A 19,801-nucleotide genomic window follows, 5' to 3' on the forward strand; every position below is an offset into this window, starting at 1 on the left:
GAGCATATCATGTGCTCCCTTTTTGATCGTCGTTTTCTCAGTTATGCCTGTTCCTAGAATAAGTGTTGGGAGCATACAACACTCCCAATCTTACTTACTTGATGTTGATGTTGATGTTGATGTTGATGTTATGGATTAGGGTCTATGTCTGGCAGCCCGTCTACGTCGTTGTGATGGTGATGCTCATCATCTTGGTTGTGGTTGACATTCGCATCATGGTGTTCAAGCGCGTCTGACATATCCAAATGCGTTTGGTCATGTGTTGCTGCATCTTGTTGGTCTACTTGTGCTAGTACGATATCCATGTCCGCAGGTTTATCGTGCACCGTTGTCGATGTCGCATCGGGCTTAATGCCCAATGCATCTAAATAAGCGGCCGCACCATGGTGGCTGGCTTTCTGGTCTGGTGCTTGGTGAGCGTGCTGAGTCAAATCTAGATAGCTGTCATCGCTTTGCGTCACGGTAAAGTCTGCTTGCGAAGCAATGTCTGGCTCGTCATGCAACACCGGAGGCGGCGGTGGAGGAGCTGGGTGTGAAGTATGGGTGATAGGGGTTATTGTCATATCAACCACCTCGGTACCTATATTCAATTTACCGCTATTTCCTGGCCCGTGGCTGAGTATTTGAATATTCACATGGGCAACCACTTCATCTTGATTTGTTCCTTGCAATGCAATTTCGAACTTGTCTTCATGTTGGCCAATACCAGAAGCGCTGCCATGTGGCCCTGTGTGTACATTTGCCTGTTCTTGATAATCTAAATCACCAGTCTGAGGGTCAATGGTTAATGTTCCATATTGACCGTGATGGCTTGTTACATAACTCCCATCTGGAAGATGAATCCGCCAACCATGTTGTACGGTTGGTACAGGAGTTAAAGATGGAAGTTGTTGTGGGACGCCCAGTGTTCCAGATACTTGGTGACTTCCCGGTGGCGCTTTGACAACGATGGGTTCAGGTATGGCACTGGCAGCAAAGCCTTGGCTACCCGCGGTATTACCGTGTTCGTCAGTCATGGTCGCTTGTACTTGAGTCCCCGGCCGAACTTCAATTTGAACTCCGTGAGCGAGAGTATTTGCATCGAGCACATGGTCTTGTCCATTAACGACAAGATGCTCGCCAATTTTAGCATCACTAGGAGGCGTAATGGTTGCTGTGATCGTGTTTGCATGGCCATGGGCAATTTCAGCTTTGCTGTATAAGTTGTCTGCGCCTGCGCTTTCAAAAGTAATCGTAGGGAGGCTTACCTGAGTGTCGACTTGGTAAACCACATCGGTGGTGGCGTGCGCGCTATTACCTGCTCTATCGGTGACTGCTATTGAGGCTTCAATTTTCTGGTCAGCATCTGCAGTTAACTCACTACCAGGAACAGCAATTGAATAGTGCCCATGTGAATCGACAGCGCCAGTATGTTTTGTGCCATTTACATTTAAAGTGACAACATCTCCAGCATTGAAATCACCAGAAACGGATCCGGTGATATCAACGGATGAATGGGATTCTTGATCGCTAATCACGTTATCAACAGTGACAGGGTCGGTATGAATACCGATGTGTATTTGTGTATCAACATGTACTGAAAGCAGTGACGACGTTGTAGGCAATACTGATGAAGGAGCCAGTGCTTTGGCGGATAGATTATGATCGCCATCCGTTAAGTTGCTGACTACGGCACTGTATTGACCAGATGCGTCAGAAACAGCATGTCCAATCGGTGTTGAACCATCGTAAATAGTCACTTGTGAATAAGGAATATCAGTATGGCCGGTTATCGTTGGCGTATTGTCGTTTGTAAGGTTGTCAGTATCCGATTTTCCGTTATCACTTGAAGCCGCCAAATCTACAGTAACAGTATTACTTGGTGGCGTGTTATTGCTAGTTGGAAGACTTGGTTGCGCCGTCGTAACGACAGGGTTTTGCGGAACTGTTGTGGTGATAGTTGGTTGTTGTCCTGCAATCAGATTGACTTTTCCATTGGTATCAAAGGTTAGGAACCTTGATGATTCACCGCCATGATTGTCTGCAACTTTAACTTCAAACACATCAGCGCCATGGTAGGTGTGCGTGGCTGAGTTGTAGCTCATCCCTGCAACCGAACCATTCGCTGTATATACATAGGCACCTGAATCAGTGTCTACTGAGATCGAGCCGAATTGCCCTGTTGAATTGACGACAGAAAAAGTATGACTATCTTTAACATCAACATCGCTTTCTGTCAGTATTCCCGTTGTTGAAGTGGTTTGAGTTACCGATAATACAGGCGCATCATTGGTGCCTTCTACATCAATATTGAGCTGATAACTGGTACCGTCGAAACTTTGTATACGATAGGTAACCGTTTCAGTTTGACCTGCGGCTAAATGCTGTAACACGGCATTATCGACGGTATATTGCCAACTGCCGGATCGATCTATTCGTAAATGGCCGTTGAAAGGATCATGAATGGCGGTTTCACCAAATTGAGAAAATTGGAAGCGAGATTCACCTGGGTCAGGATCAACGACGTCTAATTTCCCCGTTGCTATCTCAGACGTGATACCTTGATTAGTAGAAGCATGTGCGCCATCTTCGGTGATACTGCCAGTGCTAAATTCAGTAATCGTGGCTCCGTCACGAACGGGGTTAATTGTAAAACGTCCGATATGCGGTGTTGAATTTCTCAATCCATCGTTGACCATAAAGCCAAATTGCACACCACCGTTATAATCTTGTGACGGTTCAAATGCCAGCTTATCAATATCTGATGCTTGTACAACTTGCCCCATGGCAATGCTCACACCATTCAAACTAAAGTGCCCTTTAGCCGGATCGGGTAATGCAGAAATCGTCACACTGTGTAAGGTGTCACCATCATCAACATCAGTAAAGCCAAAGTCAGTTGCCGTAAAGGTGTGGGTTTTATCTTCATCACTATTCCCAAAGTGACTATTGGTAACCGTTGGGCGATCATTACTACCAGTAATGTTAATGACCAAGTTTTGTGTATTACTAGCATTCGAACTATCGGTTACCGTTACTGGGATAGTTAGCGTTTGAGTATGTCCGTTCGTTAAATGTTGATACGCAGAATTTGCTGGATCAAAACTATAGCTACCATCTGCATTAAAGGTTAAACCATCAACGGCGTTGGCAATTTGATAAGAGAGCGTGTCATGACTATCGATATCTGTCGCTGACATTTGCCCATTAAGTTGTGCGCCATTCTCAGTGACTGATTGCGTTTGAGCGATTAAGACCGGTGCATCATTCGTACCGTGAATCACTACCTCTACATCATAATGCCCAGTACCATCCATAGAGTTAACGGTAAGGGTTTCTTTTATCGACTCATTCTCCCCTAACTGCTGCACGGCAGGGTTGCTGTTATCGATGTGATATTTCCACTCACCAGAGCTCGGGACCACTTCAAAAACACCACCAATTTGGGTCGTATGTGTGTCGGCTTTAAGTACGGATTCACCTGTGTCGGTATCGTGTACATACAATACGCCTGAAACGCGCAAAGCATTAGCTAAAGAGGCAGGGCCGGAGTTACCGGAGACTTGATCTTCGTAAACATCTTCATGACCACTATCACCCAAACCACCACCATAACTATGTGCGGTAATCGTCGCGTTATCATTAACTGAGGATAAGGTGGTTACCGCGCCCGTTTGCGTCACACCGCCATGAGCGTCTTTTACATCATAGGTAAAATGTACATCGCCGTTGTAGTCTTTATCTGGCGTGAAAGTAAATGTTCCATCATTATTATCGCGAATTGAACCGTGATCGGCCTGCAAGTTTGCAATGGTGAGCTTGCCTAAGTCATTAGCATCCACATCCACGGTATTTGCCAACAGTTCAGTGGAAGTAATGGTCTTAGCTAAGTCTTCTTTTCCTGAACTGAGTTGTACTTCAGAAGAGCAATAAGGACGATCGTTGTCGCCATGAATAGTAATTACTATGTCGTGAGTTGTGCCATCTTTAGATTGAATGGTTATTGTATCGGTGAGGGTCTGTCCTTCACCGAGTTGATCTATGGTAGTGCCGGTTGTTGTTTTACGATTATTAACCCAATCAACACTGCCTACGGTGACATCGTAATGCCAAGTGCCATCTGTATTTAATAGCAAATGCCCATATTGCCCGTGATAGGAGTTATTCCAAGCTCTACCTTTAGGATCAAACTGAGATTCACCAGTATCTGGGTCAACAATATCCAACTTGCCATCAGCAGTTAATGCATCTTGCCCTAGTTTCCCTATGCCAGCGTGAGCGTAATCTGGAGACCTATCTCCAAAAGTGCCATAGCCTTCATCAACATCACCGTTTGATTGGCCTGTGATTATTGCTGCATCAGCAACGGCGGCCAAATCAAGACTTGCCCTTGTATGCGTTACCCCACCATGTGCATCTTTTACATCGTAATTAAAATGGACGGGACCGTTATGATCTTTAGTAGGGGTGAATGTATACGAGCCATCTGCATTAATAGCGATTGAACCATTGTCGGCATGTAGGTTCTCAACCGAGAGTTTACCAAAATCATTGTCATCAACATCGACGGTGTTTTGTAATAACTGATTTAACGTTAATACTTGAGCAATATCTTCTTTGCCAGAACTCAGCTGAACTTCTGATGAGCAATACGGCTTATCGTTATCGCCATGAATTGTCACGACAATATCATGCGAAGTGCCGTCTTTTGAGTACACTGTGATGGTATCTGTTAATGATTCACCATCTCCCAATTTATCAATAGTTCTACCAACACCTGAAGCTTGTTGGCCTATTTCGAGCGTATAGTGCCAGGTACCATCGTCGAGTAACATGAGATTGCCATATTGACCGTGATAATTATATCCCGGACCTTTGGTATTAAAAGTACTCTCCCCCGCATCGGGATCTGTGATATCGAGTTTTCCGTCGGCATATAATAGGTCATTAGTAATTTCGCCCATTCTGGGCTGTGCATGATCTGGAGATCGGTTTGGCCTGCTACTTTCGTGAATATCTCCCGTGTCTAGCCCTGATATAATCGCTTTATCATCAACAGCGGTTAATGATGTGCTAGCGCCTGTATGGGTGATACCACCATGAGTATCTTGAACATCGTAGCTAAAGTGCACATTCCCGTTGTAGTCTTTATCGGGATGGAAGGTATAAGTACCATCTTTGTTATCCGTTATCTGACCATGATCCGCGACTAAATTAGCGATGCTGAGGTGACCTATATCGTTATGGTCAATATCGGTAGTGTGGCTCAGGAGTTCCGATGTGGTCAGTTGAATATCGGTATCTTCAACGCTAGGTGCAAGCTGTACTTGCGAGGAAACAATCGGCGCATCATTGGTACCATGTACTGTTACCGTTAATAGTTGCGATGCTGTACCATCTTTTGAGTGGACAGTGTGCGTTTCGGTAAAAGACTCACCTTCACCTAAGCGCTGCACTTCATCAATTGTATTATCAATCTTGTAACTCCAACTGCCACTCGCTTGTATTTTAAATTCACCATGATGCGCAGTACTGATGGTTTCAGGTTGTAAAAAAGCATCATCATGATCTGGGTCGATAACTTTTAATACCCCACCAGCATATAAGTGGGTTGTGCTCGCTGGTACAAAATGCTCTTCTTTAATATCTTGCGTGGTAGGCAATAACTTAGGCATAACAACATCAATGCGTGCATTATTGTCTTCGCCATGTATCGTGACGGTAATCAGTTTAGTTTGCCCATCACTGGTTTGAATTTGGTATTGGTCAGTCAGCGTTTCACCTTGCTTTAATGCCGCGACTTTATTATGTGCATCATGATTTCTTGCCCAGTCTATAGAATAGCTGTAATGCCCATCAGGCCAAACATCAAGTTCACCAAAGCCCTGGGTGCCTTGTGTTGAGGTGTGAACAAATTGGGTTTGGTCGTGAGTATCCGGATCGACTAAACCAATATTGCCTTTGACAAAGGTAAGGTCATTATAAGTATGTAATGCTTGCCCTTCGGTCATATCAATCGTGGATGATTGCAACTGTGCTTTATCATCAGCACCGACAACCGTGACTGTCGCCGTTGCAGCGGACTGCCCTCCGTGGTTATCATCAACCATATATTGAAGGGTTATATCAGATTTCTCACCAGCACTAAGGTGTTGAAATGCCTGGCTGTGACTGTCAATAATAAGGGTATGCCCGTCTGCGGCAATACTAACACCAGTTGGTAGTGGCCCTGTTTTACCTTCAAAACTAACTTGGATTTGGCTGATAGATAATGGGTCACCTTCAGGATCGGTTGCTGAACCTAATAAATCGACACTATGGTGTGATTCAGTATCTTCGGTTACGGAATCCGTTACCGAAGATACATCAGGATTATCATTCACTGATGCTAGACTTGTCGTTGCCCCCGTATGCGTCACACCGCCATGTCCATCTTTTACATCATAGGTAAAATGCACATCGCCGCTGTAGTCTTTATCAGGCGTGAATGTAAATGTGCCATCGGCATTAATAGCAATTGAACCATGATTGGCATGAAGGTTTTCAACGGTTAGTTTACCAAGATCATTGGTATCAACATCAACGGTGTTTTGTAATAACTGATTTAACGTTAATACTTGAGCAACATCTTCTTTGCCAGAATTCAGCTGAACTTCTGAAGAGCAATAAGGACGATCGTTATCGCCATGAATCGTAATCACGATGTCGTGAGTTGTGCCATCTTTAGATTGAATGGTTATTGTATCGGTGAGGGTCTGCCCTTCGCCGAGCTGATCTATTGTAGTGCCAGTTGTTGTTTTACGATTATTAACCCAATCAACACTGCCTACGGTGACATCGTAATGCCAAGTGCCATCGGTATTTAATAGCAAATGCCCATATTGCCCGTGATAGGAGTTATTCCAAGCTCTACCTTTAGGATCAAACTGAGATTCACCAGTATCCGGGTCAACAATATCCAACTTGCCATCAGCAGTTAATGCATCTTGCCCTAGTTTCCCTATGCCAGCGTGAGCGTAATCTGGAGACCTATCGCCATAGCTCCCATGTCCTTCATCGACATCACCTGTGCTAACACCACTGATCGTCGCAGAGTTGTTGGCACCCGTTATTGTGATCGAAAGGTTTTGGGTGCTGCTAGCATGGTGCTCATCGATCAAGGTTACAGGAATTGTGAGTGTTTTTGTTGCTCCCGACGCTAACGACAAATAGGAGGTATGGTTAGGATCAAAGCTGTAACTACCGTCAGGGTGGAACACTAAACCATCGATTTGTGGTGCACTGTAAGTTAGTGTTGCCCCCGTATCAATGTCGTGCCCAACCATTTGTCCATTTAAGAGGCTACCTCCTTCAACAACGGAGTGAGATTGAGCATTAATGGTTGGAGTATCGTTAGTACCATGAACCGTCAATTCAATTGTGTGAGTGGTGCCATCAACAGAACGAATGACAACTGAGTCTTGTTTCACCTCACCCTCGGCAAGATTTTGGATATTACGATTGTCTAGTGTATAGGTGTAATGGCCATCTCGCATAAGCAATATGTGCCCACCCAATTTGGTGTCGTAACCAATACCTTGATAGGTCTGTGGGCCAATGTTTGGATCAAACTGCGCTTCACCCGAATCAGGATCTTGGATGTTCAACTTACCGTCGTAATGTAATTGGTAGTGGGTATCTATGTAACCACGATCCTCTGTAACACCACGTAGATCTGCATTCGTTTGTGCATCGGTAATGACGGCATTATCTGGGCTGGCAATAAGGTTAAATTTCGCTTGTGTGTTAACGATACCACCATGTGTATCTTCAACTCGATAGGTCAGACGAACCTCGCCGTTGTAGTCTTTGTCTGGAGTAAAGGTATAGGTTCCGTCTAAATTATCAACGATTGTTCCGTGATTTGCTTGCAGATTGGCAACAGACAGTATGTCTCCGGAATCTACATCGGTGGCATGGGTAAGCAGATCTTTGGATTGGATAGTGACAGCTTTGTCTTCCATGCCATCGGTAAGTTGCGTCCATGAGGAGACTACTGGTTTATCGTTGGTTCCATTGATCGTAACTTTGATGGTCGAGGGTGTGCCATCAATGGAAGATACGGTGAAGGTTTCTTCGATCTTATCGCCGACATTCAACTGATTAAAGGCGTTGTTGGCGGTGAACGTCCAGTGGCCATTGGCATCAATGGTTAAGTCGCCGTTGGCTCCTGAAATGGAATCTGGCATGAATGTGTTGTCTGGATTATCGACGTCGGTGCTAGTTAACGTTCCCGAAGTCGAGATAGCCGTATCGGTTTCATCTACAGCAACGGTTGCTGTGCTGACCATAGCTTTATCATTAGTGCCATTGATCGTCACTTTAATGGTCGACGGTGTGCCATCAACAGACGAGACGGTGAAGGTTTCTTCGACTTTATCGCCGACATTCAATTGATTAAACGCGCTGTTGGCGGTGAATGTCCAATGGCCATTGGCATCGATGGTTAAGTCGCCGTTGGCTCCTGAAATGGAATCCGGAGTAAACGTATTATCTGGATTATCAACATCGGTGCTAGTTAGGGTTCCTGATGTGGTGACCGCTTTGTCTGTTTCATCGATAGCAACGGTTGCGGTGCTGACTGTCGCTTTGTCGTTGGTGCCATTAATGGTGACCTTAATCGTCGAGGGTGTGCCATCAATCGATGACACAGTGAAGGTTTCTTCAACCTTATCGCCGACATTTAACTGATTAAAGGCATTGTTGGCGGTGAATACCCAGTGGCCATTTGCATCAATGTTGAGGTCGCCGTTGGTGCCTGTAAGTGAAGCCGCGGTAAAGGCATTGTCTGGGTTATCAATATCGGTGCTGGTTAACGTTCCCGAAGTCGAGATAGCCGTATCGGTTTCATCTACAGCAACGGTTGCTGTGCTGACCATAGCTTTATCATTAGTGCCATTGATCGTCACTTTAATGGTCGACGGTGTGCCATCAACGGAAGATACGGTGAAGGTTTCTTCGACCTTATCGCCGACATTCAACTGATTAAATGCGCTGTTGGCAGTGAATACCCAATGGCCATTAGCATCAATAGTTAAGTCGCCATTGGTGCCAGTAAGTGAAGCCGCGGTAAACGCATTGTCCGGGTTATCAACATCGGTACTGGTTAATTTTCCTGAAGTCGAGATAGTAGTATCGGTTTCATCCACAGCAACAGTAGCCGTGCTAACCGTGGCCGCATCATTAGTGCCATTGATCGTCACTTTGATGGTCGATGGTGTACCATCAACGGAAGATACGGTGAAGGTTTCCTCAACCTTATCGCCTACATTCAATTGATTAAACGTACTGTTAGCGGTGAATTTCCAATGCCCATTGGCATCAATAGTCAGGTCGCCGTTGGTGCCTGAAATGGAGTTTGGTGTGAATGTGTTGTCTGGATTATCGACATCGGTACTGGTTAACGTGCCTGAAGTGGAAATGGCAGTATCGGTTTCATCGATGGCGACGGTCGCACTGCTGACAGTAGCTGCGTCATTGGTACCATTGATCGTCACTTTAATGGTAGAGGGTGTGCCATCGACCGAATTGACGGTGAAGGTTTCCTCAACCTTATCGCCGACATTTAACTGATTAAAGGCGCTGTTGGCGGTAAACGTCCAGTGACCAGTGGCATCAATGGTGAAGTCTCCATTTGTGCCAGTAATGGAATCTGGCGTGAAGGCATTATCTGGATTATCGATATCAGTACTGGTTAGAGTTCCCGATGTGGTGATCGCTTTGTCTGTTTCATCGATAGCAACGGTTGCGGTGCTGACTGTCGCTTTGTCGTTGGTGCCATTGATTGCGACTTTTATGGTCGAGGGTGTGCCATCAACAGATGACACTGTGAAGGTTTCTTCGACCTTATCGCCGACATTCAACTGATTAAAGGCGCTGTTGGCAGTGAATATCCAGTGGCCATTTGCATCAATGGTCAGGTCGCCGTTTGTGCCTGCAATGGAATCTGGCGTGAACGTATTGTCTGGGTTATCCACGTCGGTGCTGGTTAGCGTGCCTGAAGTCGAGATAGCCGTATCGGTTTCATCTACAGCGATAGTGGCCGTGCTAACTGTGGCAGCATCGTTAGTGCCATTGATCGTTAACGTAATTTGGTGTGGTGTGCCGTCAGCCGAGTGAACAGTGATGATGTCTGTTACTGTGGAGCCTTTCGATAATGATTGTACCTTCGGATTGGTATTGTCTAAATCATAAGTCCATGTACCGTCTGGTTGAATGGATAGGCTACCCCAGTGACCTTGAAGTTGTTCGGATTGAAAGTGATCTTGGTTTAAATCCGGATCAGAAACCGTTAATTGTCCATGAGCGTGTAATGTTGAGTCTTCGATCAAAGTCCCAGTATCTAACCCCGTGACCACTGCGTTGTCGTCAATGCCGCCAATTGTCATTTCAAGCGCTTGAGGAGTGCCATCTTTGGTGTGAATGGTAAACGACTCATGGAGGCTAGAGAGTGAGGTCAGCGCTTGGATATTGGGAAGTGAATTGTCGACTTGGTAGTGCCATGCACCGTTAGAGTCGATAGTTAGTGTGCCATATTTTCCGGTAATCGTTTCAGCAAGCACAGAGCTTTGATCATGGTCGGGGTCGACGACATCAATCTTACCTGCTGCATTCAATAAGCCGTGAGAATCTACGTTGCTATCTTCAGTCACTATGCCGTGCAAATCTCCAGAAATGGTAGGAACATCTTGCTTACCAGTAACGGGGATTTGAACGACAACGCTGGATCCATTTGATAAGTGAAGCACGAACTTATCTGTGCCGGGTTGATTTTGGTGTAGCAAAACGTATTGGGGGGAGAGAGGGTTCAATACAAAGGTGTATTTACCACCCGAATCAACGTGTAGCTCGCCATATATTCCCTTGATCACTTCCGGAGTAAAGGTTGTTGGTAGGTTTGGTGTCGTAGGAACATTGTTGGACGGTGCGGTTACGCCACCCGACTCAATAGAAGGAAGCGAACTTGCGGGGATGTAATGTGCTTGAGGGTGTGATGAGCTAGAAAGGTGATGTGACGGTTTTAGCGTCGTTTCACTTTCCGGAGAAGAGGACCCTTGACCAACAATAGCATCTGAATCGTGAATATTTCTTGTTATTGGTTTTTGATTTTCGTCTTTAGAAATATCAGTGCTTTGATGAACTGCACTTTCTTGATTGTTGGTGGAATCTTGATGAATCACAGTTGTATCATCAGTTGGTGTCACAGCTTCGGCTGACGCGTGTTTTGCTAGCGAAGGCAGAATAAGCATTAAAGACTGAGTCAGAGGTACATTGATCTTGAGTTTCGAATGTAATCTAACTTTCTTCTTTTTTTCCTGTTTTACAGCTTCTGAGAATTGAGCTTTAGGTTGCTCTTTTTTATCGAGCTTTTCGCTTTTTTTGACGTTGTTTTTTTTAGTCATCTTTTCATCCGTGAATCTCTATTATTCTTATTTAAGTAAAATACACAGATCGAGGTTTGGCGAGCTAATGAGATAATTTTTAAAGAAAATTTCTTTAAATCAAACGACTCTCTCACTTTAGTGTAAAGCGTGCTGAATATTCACTTGTCGATTCACTAAAGATATTGAGTAATGAGCTTGACCTTACCCTTAGGGGAACCTTTATAGTTACCGTATAAATTTAAAGGTTAGCTATGACAAACACACTCCGAACAACTTGGATTACTGTTTTCAGCATCATCGCGATGTTGATGTCTAGCTATGCCTCAAGCTCATCAGCCATGATGACTGAAGTAATGATGATGGAAATGAGCTCGAGCAAATCGGCTTGTTACCACAGTGATACGTCGGTTAATGATTCAATGGCGGGATGCCATGAGGCGAGTCAAGATACACACACTGAACACTCTAATATGAGTGGCCATGACTTGATGGCTCAATGCGATATGTCTTCAATGAACGAAGACGGCGGCCACATGATGGGTAACCATTGTTCGAGTGCCGATTGCTGCGCCTCAGTGTGTTCTGCAACTTCTTATCCAATCCAGGCTGTTCAAGCCGCCAACCCATATGTCTCTTCTTTAGCTCGTTTTCAATCTGTCATTATCGGGCAGAAAGTCGCACGCGCTCAATCTTTGTTACGCCCACCCACCGTATAAATCTATATCTAAAAACATAGCGATATTAGAGTCATAAATCTGATACGCCAATCTTTTATATGCGTTATTTAACGCTAGATATGGACATTCATTGTGAATATAAAACCAACAACCTCCGTGTTTGGAATAAACGCGAGTGCTGTGGTTGCTGCTGCTTTTGTTTCGAGTGCTGCTTTTATTTCAGCCAGTGCTTTGGCTGCTGCACCTGCTTCAACACACGCTGATCAACAGAGCTCAACACAGCAACTCAATACATTGATTGAGATAGCATTGAACCAAGACAGCGATCGCAAACAGTACTTTGCTCAGTCTCAAGCGGTGCGTGAAAGCGGTATTGCGAGCGCTACCCTGATGGATCCGAAACTCAAAGTCGGGTTCGGTGGCTTGCCAGTCGATAGTTTTCAGTTTGATGAAGACCCGATGACCAATATCTCGGTCGGTCTGATGCAGCAATTTGAGCGTGGCGATACGCTAGACCTCCAGCAGAAAAAGGCGGGGCAGCAAGCGGACGGGTTAGCGCTTCAAGTTGATGCTCGTGAGCTTACCGTTGCCAATAGTATGACGCAGATATGGCTTGAACTGGGCTATCAGCAAGTCGCAGAAGGTGTGATGCGTGAAAACCGACGCCTTTTGGTTGAGCTAGAGAACTATGTGCAAACCAATTACTCGATAGGTAAAAGTGAAGCACAAGACCTGCTTAATGCTCAGCTTCAAGTCAGCAAGCTTGATGAGAAACTGCAAGCCAACCAACAAGTTCAACGCCGCCTAATCTCTCAGCTGTCTGAGTGGCTCGGTTCTGACTGGCTAGGCTCTCAGGTTCTTGATTCTCAGGGCGTACTTAATGCAAACAATCAAATTGATTGGACAAGCTTGGAGAGCAAGCTGGCGACTAACCGCAATTCAACCAAGCACTATCAACTGTTGATGGATCATCCGCTCGTCAAGATCACAGATGCGACTATCTCATCTAATCAAACTCAAGTAGAGCTAGCTGAGCAAGCGTATACACCTCAGTTTGGTGTGGAAGTGATGTATGCCCATCGACAAGCGAACAACATGGCTGGCGAACCTGCTTCTGATCTTGTCAGTGCATATCTAACAGTCGACATCCCTCTGTTTACGGGTAACCGACAAGACAAGAACTTGTCTGCCGCTCAGTACCAAGTTGGCGCAGCTAAATCACAGAAAGACACCTTACTTTCCCAAATGAACGCGCAAGTGAATACGTTATTGGTGGATAAGGCGAACCTCACCCAACGTTTAGAGCGTTACCAAAGCACCTTGCTTCCTCAAACTGCCGCTCGTATCAGTGCGGTGGAAAGAGGCTATCAAAACAACACCGCGCAATTTAATGACGTTATTTCAGCAACGGCGGATGAGCTTGCTTTGAAACTAGAGCAACAGCGTTTGATTACCGATCTCAACATTGTAAATAGCAAACTGGCCTCACTGGTCAGTGGTTTTGGCTATCAAGTCAATCAACCGCAACTCAACTCCACCGTATCTCAAAACAACAGCCAATCAATAAAGGAATAGACAATGAATACAGTAAAAGTAGCGACTATCGCTTTGTTGGTCGGTGGTGCATTGGGTTTTGGTGTGAATCACTTTGTCGTTGGATCCGCGCATAACATGTCAGCGATGGCAGGCATGGAGGGAGTAGAACCTCAAGCTGACGAAAGCAATGAACCTCTGTATTGGGTTGCGCCAATGGACCCAAATTATCAGCGTGACAAGCAGGGTCAGTCACCTATGGGGATGGATTTAATTCCTGTTTATGCGGATGACTCAAGTGGGGGATCAGACAAGGCAGGAACCGTATTTATCGACCCGTCGGTAGAAAATAATCTTGGTGTCAAAACAGCGAAAGTTAAATTCGAAGCGCTGTCTCCTCGGATTGAAACCGTGGGTTATGTGGCGTTCGATGAAAGTACATTGTGGCAAACCAACGTAAGAGCAGCTGGCTGGGTTGAGAAGCTTTATATTAATGCTGTTGGTGAGAAGGTGAATAAGGGCGATGTGCTGTTCACACTTTATTCTCCTGAGCTGGTTAAGGCACAAGAAGAGTTACTAAGTGCGTACAAAACGGGTCGCAAAGGATTGATAAAAGGTTCCACCGAGCGCTTGATCACTTTGGGTGTCGATAAAGCTCAGATTCGTTCGATCACTCGCCGAGGTAAAGCCTCGCAAACCATAGAAATCAAAGCGCCTGCGGATGGCGTTATCGCTAGCCTCAATATTCGTGAGGGTGGTTATCTTTCGCCTGCGCAAGCGGTAATCAGTGCCGGGCCTTTAGATGAAGTTTGGGTTGATGCTGAAGTGTTTGAACGTCAAGCACACTGGATCTCATCGGGCAGCAATGCAGAGATGACACTGGATGCGATTCCCGGTAAGGAGTGGCAGGGTAATGTAGATTATGTCTATCCAATCCTAGATCCGAAAACTCGAACGTTGCGTGTTCGTTTGAAGTTCTCGAATCCTAATGGCGAGCTCAAACCGAATATGTTCGCCAATATTGCGTTGAAGCCAATCAGTGATGATGCCGTGCTCACCATTCCAAGATCATCGGTTATCCATTCAGGTGGCATGACTCGAGTGGTGTTGTCCGAAGGAGAGGGCAAATACCGTTCAGCACGCATTGAAGTCGGGCGTGAAGCTGGCGAGAAAATCGAGGTGTTGCAGGGGCTCACACAAGGCAAACACATTGTTACTTCCGCGCACTTCATGTTGGACTCTGAATCTAGCCAATCCGCTGATTTGTCACGAATCAATGGCGTTGAAGAGCAAGCCGAAACGGTTTGGGCAAAAGGTGAAATTGCAGATGTGATGCAAGGCAGCCGTATGGCGACCATTAATCACCAACCTGTTCCTGAATGGGATTGGCCGGGCATGGTGATGAATTTTACCTTCGCAGAAGGCTTAGATATGGCTGACATGAAGCGTGGGCAAGTGGTTGATTTTGAGATGATGAAAACAGAGTCAGGCCAGTATGAAATTGTTGATTATAAGGTGAGCGAGCATCAAATGGCGGGCGAAGTGTGGGTGAAGGGAAACATCACTATGCTGATGGCAGACTTCGGAATGATCACTGTAAATCATAAGCCAGTGCCTGAGTGGGATTGGAAAGCGGGTGAAATGAACTTCCAAGCCAGTGATGACCTCGATTTATCTGAGTTTGCCGAAGGTCAAACCATTCGGTTTCTAGTGGCGAAGCAGGGTTCTGATTATGTGCTCAAATCTTTAGAAGCGGGTGAGGGCGAACTATGATCAATGCAATCATTCGCTGGTCCATCAGTAACCGATTTTTGGTTCTGGTCGCGACGGTCGCCATCGTGTTTGGTGGGTTATACAGCGTAAAAAATACGCCCGTCGATGCTATTCCAGATCTGTCTGATATACAGGTGATCATCAAAACCAGCTATCCGGGTCAAGCGCCGCAAGTGGTTGAGGACCAAGTAACGTATCCACTCACCACTGCGATGTTAGCCGTGCCGGGTGCCGAAACGGTTCGTGGTTATTCGTTCTTTGGCGATTCCTACGTCTATATCATCTTCAATGATGATACTGATATGTATTGGGCACGCTCTAGGGTATTGGAATACCTAAGCCAAGTCGCACCTAACTTGCCATTAAGTGCCAAGCCAACATTAGGGCCAGATGCAACCGGTGTGGGTTGGGTTTACAGCTATGTACTGCAAGATAAAACCGGTAAGCACGACTTAGCGGATCTTCGTAGCCTGCAAGACTGGTTCTTGAAGTATGAATTGCAAACCGTTGAGGGCGTATCTGAAGTCGCGACTGTCGGTGGCATGGTGAAGCAGTATCAGGTTCAAATAGATCCTGCCAAATTACGTGCTTATGACCTAACGCTTCAGCAAGTTAACAAGGCGATCCAAGATGGTAACCAAGAAACCGGTGCCTCAGTGGTTGAGATTGCTGAAGCGGAGCACATGGTTCGCACTACCGGTTACCTCACAAGCATTGAAGATATTCAATCACTGCCATTAAAAGTGACCGACAAAGGCACACCGCTGCTATTGGGTGACATTGCCGACATTAACCTTGGACCGCAGATGCGTCGTGGCATCTCTGAGTTGAATGGTGAAGGTGAAGCCGTTGGCGGTGTAATCGTGATGCGCTTTGGTGAAAATGCCAGTGAAGTGATTGATTCAGTAAAATCTAAGCTAGCTGAACTGCAAGCCGGTTTACCCGATGGCGTTGAAATTGTCGCGACTTATGACCGTTCAACTTTGATTGATTCAGCCGTTGAAAATCTATGGAAGAAGCTGGCTGAAGAGTTCATCGTGGTTGCGATTGTGTGTGCATTGTTCTTGTTCCATATTCGCTCATCATTGGTTATCGCACTGAGTCTGCCTGTCGGTATTTTGGGGGCGTTTATCGTTATGCATTGGCAGGGCATTAATGCCAACATCATGTCTCTCGGTGGCATTGCGATTGCAATTGGTGCCATGGTCGATGGCGCGATCGTAATGATAGAGAATGTTCACAAACACATAGAACGAACGCCCCTGACTGATAAAAACCGTTGGCAAGTAATTGGTAAAGCGGCAGAAGAAGTTGGCGCACCACTGTTCTTCTCGCTGATTATCATTACCTTAAGTTTTGTGCCTGTGTTCGCGTTAGAAGGCCAAGAAGGCAAGATGTTCTCGCCACTCGCGTTCACCAAAACGTATGCAATGGCTGCGGCTGCAGGCTTGGCTATCACACTGGTTCCTGTGCTAATGGGTTACTTCATTCGCGGAAACGTGTTGCCTGAACACAAGAACCCAGTGAACCGCAGCTTAGTTGCGATGTATAAGCCGCTGCTCAACCTAAGCCTTAAGTATCCGAAAGTGATGATTGTGATTGCATTGGGTTTGATGGCGTCTGCGTATTACCCAACCAGCAAGCTTGGTAGTGAGTTCATTCCTCCTCTGGATGAAGGTGATTTGATGTACATGCCGACTACTTATCCGGGGATCTCGATTGGTAAAGCGCGTGAGCTGTTGCAGCAAACCAACAAGTTAATCAAAACCATCCCAGAAGTTGAAACCACATGGGGCAAAATCGGACGTGCGGAAACGGCAACCGATCCTGCACCGCTGACCATGATTGAAACGGTTATTCAGCTAAAACCTCGCGATGAATGGCGTGACGGTGTCACTACGGAGTCGCTGCGTAAAGAGTTCGATGATCTGATTCAGTTTCCGGGTTTGACTAACGCGTGGGTAATGCCAATCAAGACCCGGATCGACATGTTAGCGACCGGTATTAAAACGCCAATCGGAATCAAGATAGCAGGGCCAGATCTGAGTGTTATTGAGGATATTGGTTCTCAGCTTGAGCCTATCTTGAACGGTGTTAGCGGTACGGCTTCTGTCTATGCCGAACGTGTGGCTGGTGGTCGTTATGTGACGATAGACATCAAGCGACGCTCTGCTGCTCGTTATGGATTAAGCATCAAAGAGGTTCAACAGGTTATCTCGACTGCGGTTGGTGGGATGAATGTCGGCGAAACGGTAGAAGGGCTGGAGCGTTACCCAATTAACGTGCGCTACCCGCAAGATTACCGTGACTCTGTGGTGAAGTTGCAGAACTTGCCACTCGTTACGCCAAACGGTGCTCGTATCGCGCTGTCTGACGTCGCTGATATTCGTTACGAAGATGGCCCACCAATGATCAAAACAGAGAATGCGCGTCCTAATGGTTGGGTATTCGTGGATATTGATGGTCGTGACCTTGGTTCTTACGTGGCAGAAGCACAGCAAGTCGTTGCTGACCAAGTTGTATTACCTGCGGGTTACTCGCTCGCTTGGTCAGGTCAATATGAATACATGGAGCGCGCAAAAGACCGTTTGAGTGTCGTTGTGCCAATCACCATCGCTATCATCATGCTGTTACTTTACTTGAGCTTCCGACGAGTCGGTGAAGTGATGATGATCATGGCAACACTTCCTTTGGCTATGGTGGGTGGTTTGTGGTTGATGCATTACCTCAATTACAACTTCTCTATCGCAGTGGGCGTTGGTTTCATCGCATTAGCCGGCGTTGCGGTCGAGATCGGTGTGATCATGTTGGTGTATCTCAACCAAGCTTGGCATTACAAAAAGCTCGATGCAGAACAGAGCCAGCAGACGCTGCAACAAGCTGATTTAACTGATGCCATTCGTGAAGGGGCAGGGCTTCGTGTTCGTCCAGTAATGATGACGGTTCTTACGGTGATCATTGGCCTAATTCCAATCATGTATGGCGAAGGAACAGGCTCTGAAGTGATGCAACGAATTGCCGCGCCGATGATAGGCGGAATGGCGTCTGCACTGCTGCTTACTCTACTGGTGCTGCCCGCAATCTTTAAGCTCTGGAAGCAGCGTGAGATAACCCGCAGCCAAAACGAGACAAACAAATAACGTATTGATTACTAGTCCTTACTTACCAAAACAGAGTGGGTAAGGGCTTAACACATGAACACTAAAATCTGAATTAATCTAAGGAACGACCATGAAAAAGACACTAATTGCTATCGCTCTAACACTGACTACTGCAAGCGCCTTTGCTGAAATGGATCATTCAGCTATGGATCATTCAAAGATGGATCACAGCATGATGAAGGGTGGAAAGATGGACCATTCCAAGATGATGAATATGGATGGAATGATGGACATGGAAGGTATGTCGGAAGTTGGAATGCCAGCTCAAGGCGCTAAACCCGATAAAGTGGTTCATGTTTTACTGAGTGATGACATGAGAATCACCTTTAAGAACAAGGTCGATATTGAGCCGAATGACGTGGTGCAGTTTGTTGTGATGAATACAGGCAAGATTGATCACGAGTTCTCAATTGGTTCTGCAACTGAGCAGTTAAAGCATCGTGAAATGATGAAAAATATGGGTAATCACGCTCATGACTCGGGCAGTACAGTCATGGTTAAGCCGGGCAAAGCGAAACAGATGCTTTGGCATTTTCACGGTGACAATCACGTAGAATTTGCCTGCAATATCCCAGGACACGCAGAAGCGGGCATGGCGAAGTCGATAACGCTTTAGGCACTAATTAATATCTAGATACCTAAATAGATAAGGGCGACAAAGCAGAAAGATTAAAGATAAGTCTAAACTCACGTATATGTGCTGTCTGAGACTTATCTTTCTTGTCCACTACTGTAATAGGATCGATGTTTCCAGCAGGTGGTGAGCCTCACCGCTCAGGTGCGGTAGCTCTGACATGATCTTCTTAAGTTTGTCGTCGATCGAGTCCACTTCATTCAAAGAACGAAACGCAAGCACGGCCTGTTCTGGTTCGCTGCTCACATAACCCTTCAACGTATTAAGCTGAATTTTGTTCGCATTTTCGACTTTTGACAGTGCGACATTGATTGCTTCGATGTTGATTGTTAACTCATTGCTTTTAAACATTTTTAATTATTTTGGGGTTGTTGCTAATGCGCGCACATTAACACAATCGTTTTTTTGGATATTGACCAAGATTATTAAATTGGAACAATTTCGAAAATCAACAAAGCAGAACAATGAGCAATAGGTACAAAAATGATAAGCAATAGAGAGAGTTAATGGGTTTATCTAGAGACAATAGAATTTGTGTTGAAGAGGTTTTGTTGGGATATGAGTTTCGGCTAAATAAAGCCTAAATAGGATTGGAGCGTGCAGCGGGAATCGAACCCGCAT

Annotated in this window: 7 protein-coding genes; 5 read left to right on the plus strand and 2 right to left on the minus strand. The window is 45.7% G+C overall.

Features of this window, described 5'->3' with window-relative positions; translation table 11 throughout:
* Positions 1-128 precede the first annotated feature (128 nt).
* Positions 129-11,420 carry a VCBS domain-containing protein gene (locus tag BCT49_RS26185; protein ID WP_157938611.1) on the minus strand — a complete coding sequence of 3,764 codons (11,292 nt, stop codon included), beginning with the start codon at positions 11,418-11,420 and terminating at the stop codon, positions 129-131.
* 233 nt (positions 11,421-11,653) lie between these two features.
* Between BCT49_RS26185 and BCT49_RS12805 the strand changes: the two genes are divergently transcribed.
* The 5 genes from BCT49_RS12805 to copI all read left to right on the plus strand — a co-directional run bounded on the left by BCT49_RS12805 (position 11,654) and on the right by copI (position 19,162).
* Positions 11,654-12,118, plus strand: a complete 465-nt coding sequence (locus BCT49_RS12805) for a hypothetical protein (RefSeq protein WP_102435625.1) — start codon at positions 11,654-11,656, stop codon at positions 12,116-12,118.
* Positions 12,119-12,217: 99 nt separating this feature from the next.
* Positions 12,218-13,654, plus strand: a complete 1,437-nt coding sequence (locus BCT49_RS12810) for a TolC family protein (RefSeq protein WP_102435640.1) — start codon at positions 12,218-12,220, stop codon at positions 13,652-13,654.
* A gap of 3 nt (positions 13,655-13,657) precedes the next feature.
* The gene (locus BCT49_RS12815; protein WP_102435627.1) at positions 13,658-15,385 is read left to right on the plus strand and encodes an efflux RND transporter periplasmic adaptor subunit; all 1,728 of its coding nucleotides are present in this window, start codon (positions 13,658-13,660) and stop codon (positions 15,383-15,385) included.
* Complete coding sequence (locus BCT49_RS12820; RefSeq protein ID WP_102435629.1) at positions 15,382-18,525, plus strand: efflux RND transporter permease subunit; 3,144 nt, start codon at positions 15,382-15,384, stop codon at positions 18,523-18,525. Before BCT49_RS12815 ends, BCT49_RS12820 begins: the two co-directional genes overlap by 4 nt.
* Positions 18,526-18,616: 91 nt before the next feature.
* Positions 18,617-19,162 (plus strand): copper-resistant cuproprotein CopI, encoded by a 546-nt coding sequence (copI, locus tag BCT49_RS12825; protein ID WP_102435631.1) that lies wholly within the window; start codon positions 18,617-18,619, stop codon positions 19,160-19,162.
* A 111-nt stretch (positions 19,163-19,273) separates the two neighbouring features.
* Here copI and BCT49_RS12830 read toward each other — a convergent pair whose 3' ends face one another.
* A complete protein-coding gene (locus BCT49_RS12830) occupies positions 19,274-19,531 on the minus strand; it encodes a hypothetical protein (RefSeq protein WP_065104693.1) in 258 nt (85 codons plus the stop codon).
* Between the last annotated feature and the right edge of the window lie 270 nt (positions 19,532-19,801).

It is taken from the genome of Vibrio lentus, from assembly GCF_002875945.1.
Lineage (GTDB): Bacteria > Pseudomonadota > Gammaproteobacteria > Enterobacterales > Vibrionaceae > Vibrio > Vibrio apostichopi.

Bases quoted from the DNA above. Each gene is read 5' to 3' on its own strand.
- BCT49_RS12820 (WP_102435629.1), top strand. From the start codon at position 15,382: ATGATCAATGCAATCATTCGCTGGTCCATCAGTAACCGATTTTTGGTT.
- BCT49_RS26185 (WP_157938611.1), bottom strand. From the start codon at position 11,420: ATGACTAAAAAAAACAACGTCAAAAAAAGCGAAAAGCTCGATAAAAAA.
- BCT49_RS12805 (WP_102435625.1), top strand. From the start codon at position 11,654: ATGACAAACACACTCCGAACAACTTGGATTACTGTTTTCAGCATCATC.
- copI (WP_102435631.1), top strand. From the start codon at position 18,617: ATGAAAAAGACACTAATTGCTATCGCTCTAACACTGACTACTGCAAGC.
- BCT49_RS12830 (WP_065104693.1), bottom strand. From the start codon at position 19,531: ATGTTTAAAAGCAATGAGTTAACAATCAACATCGAAGCAATCAATGTC.
- BCT49_RS12815 (WP_102435627.1), top strand. From the start codon at position 13,658: ATGAATACAGTAAAAGTAGCGACTATCGCTTTGTTGGTCGGTGGTGCA.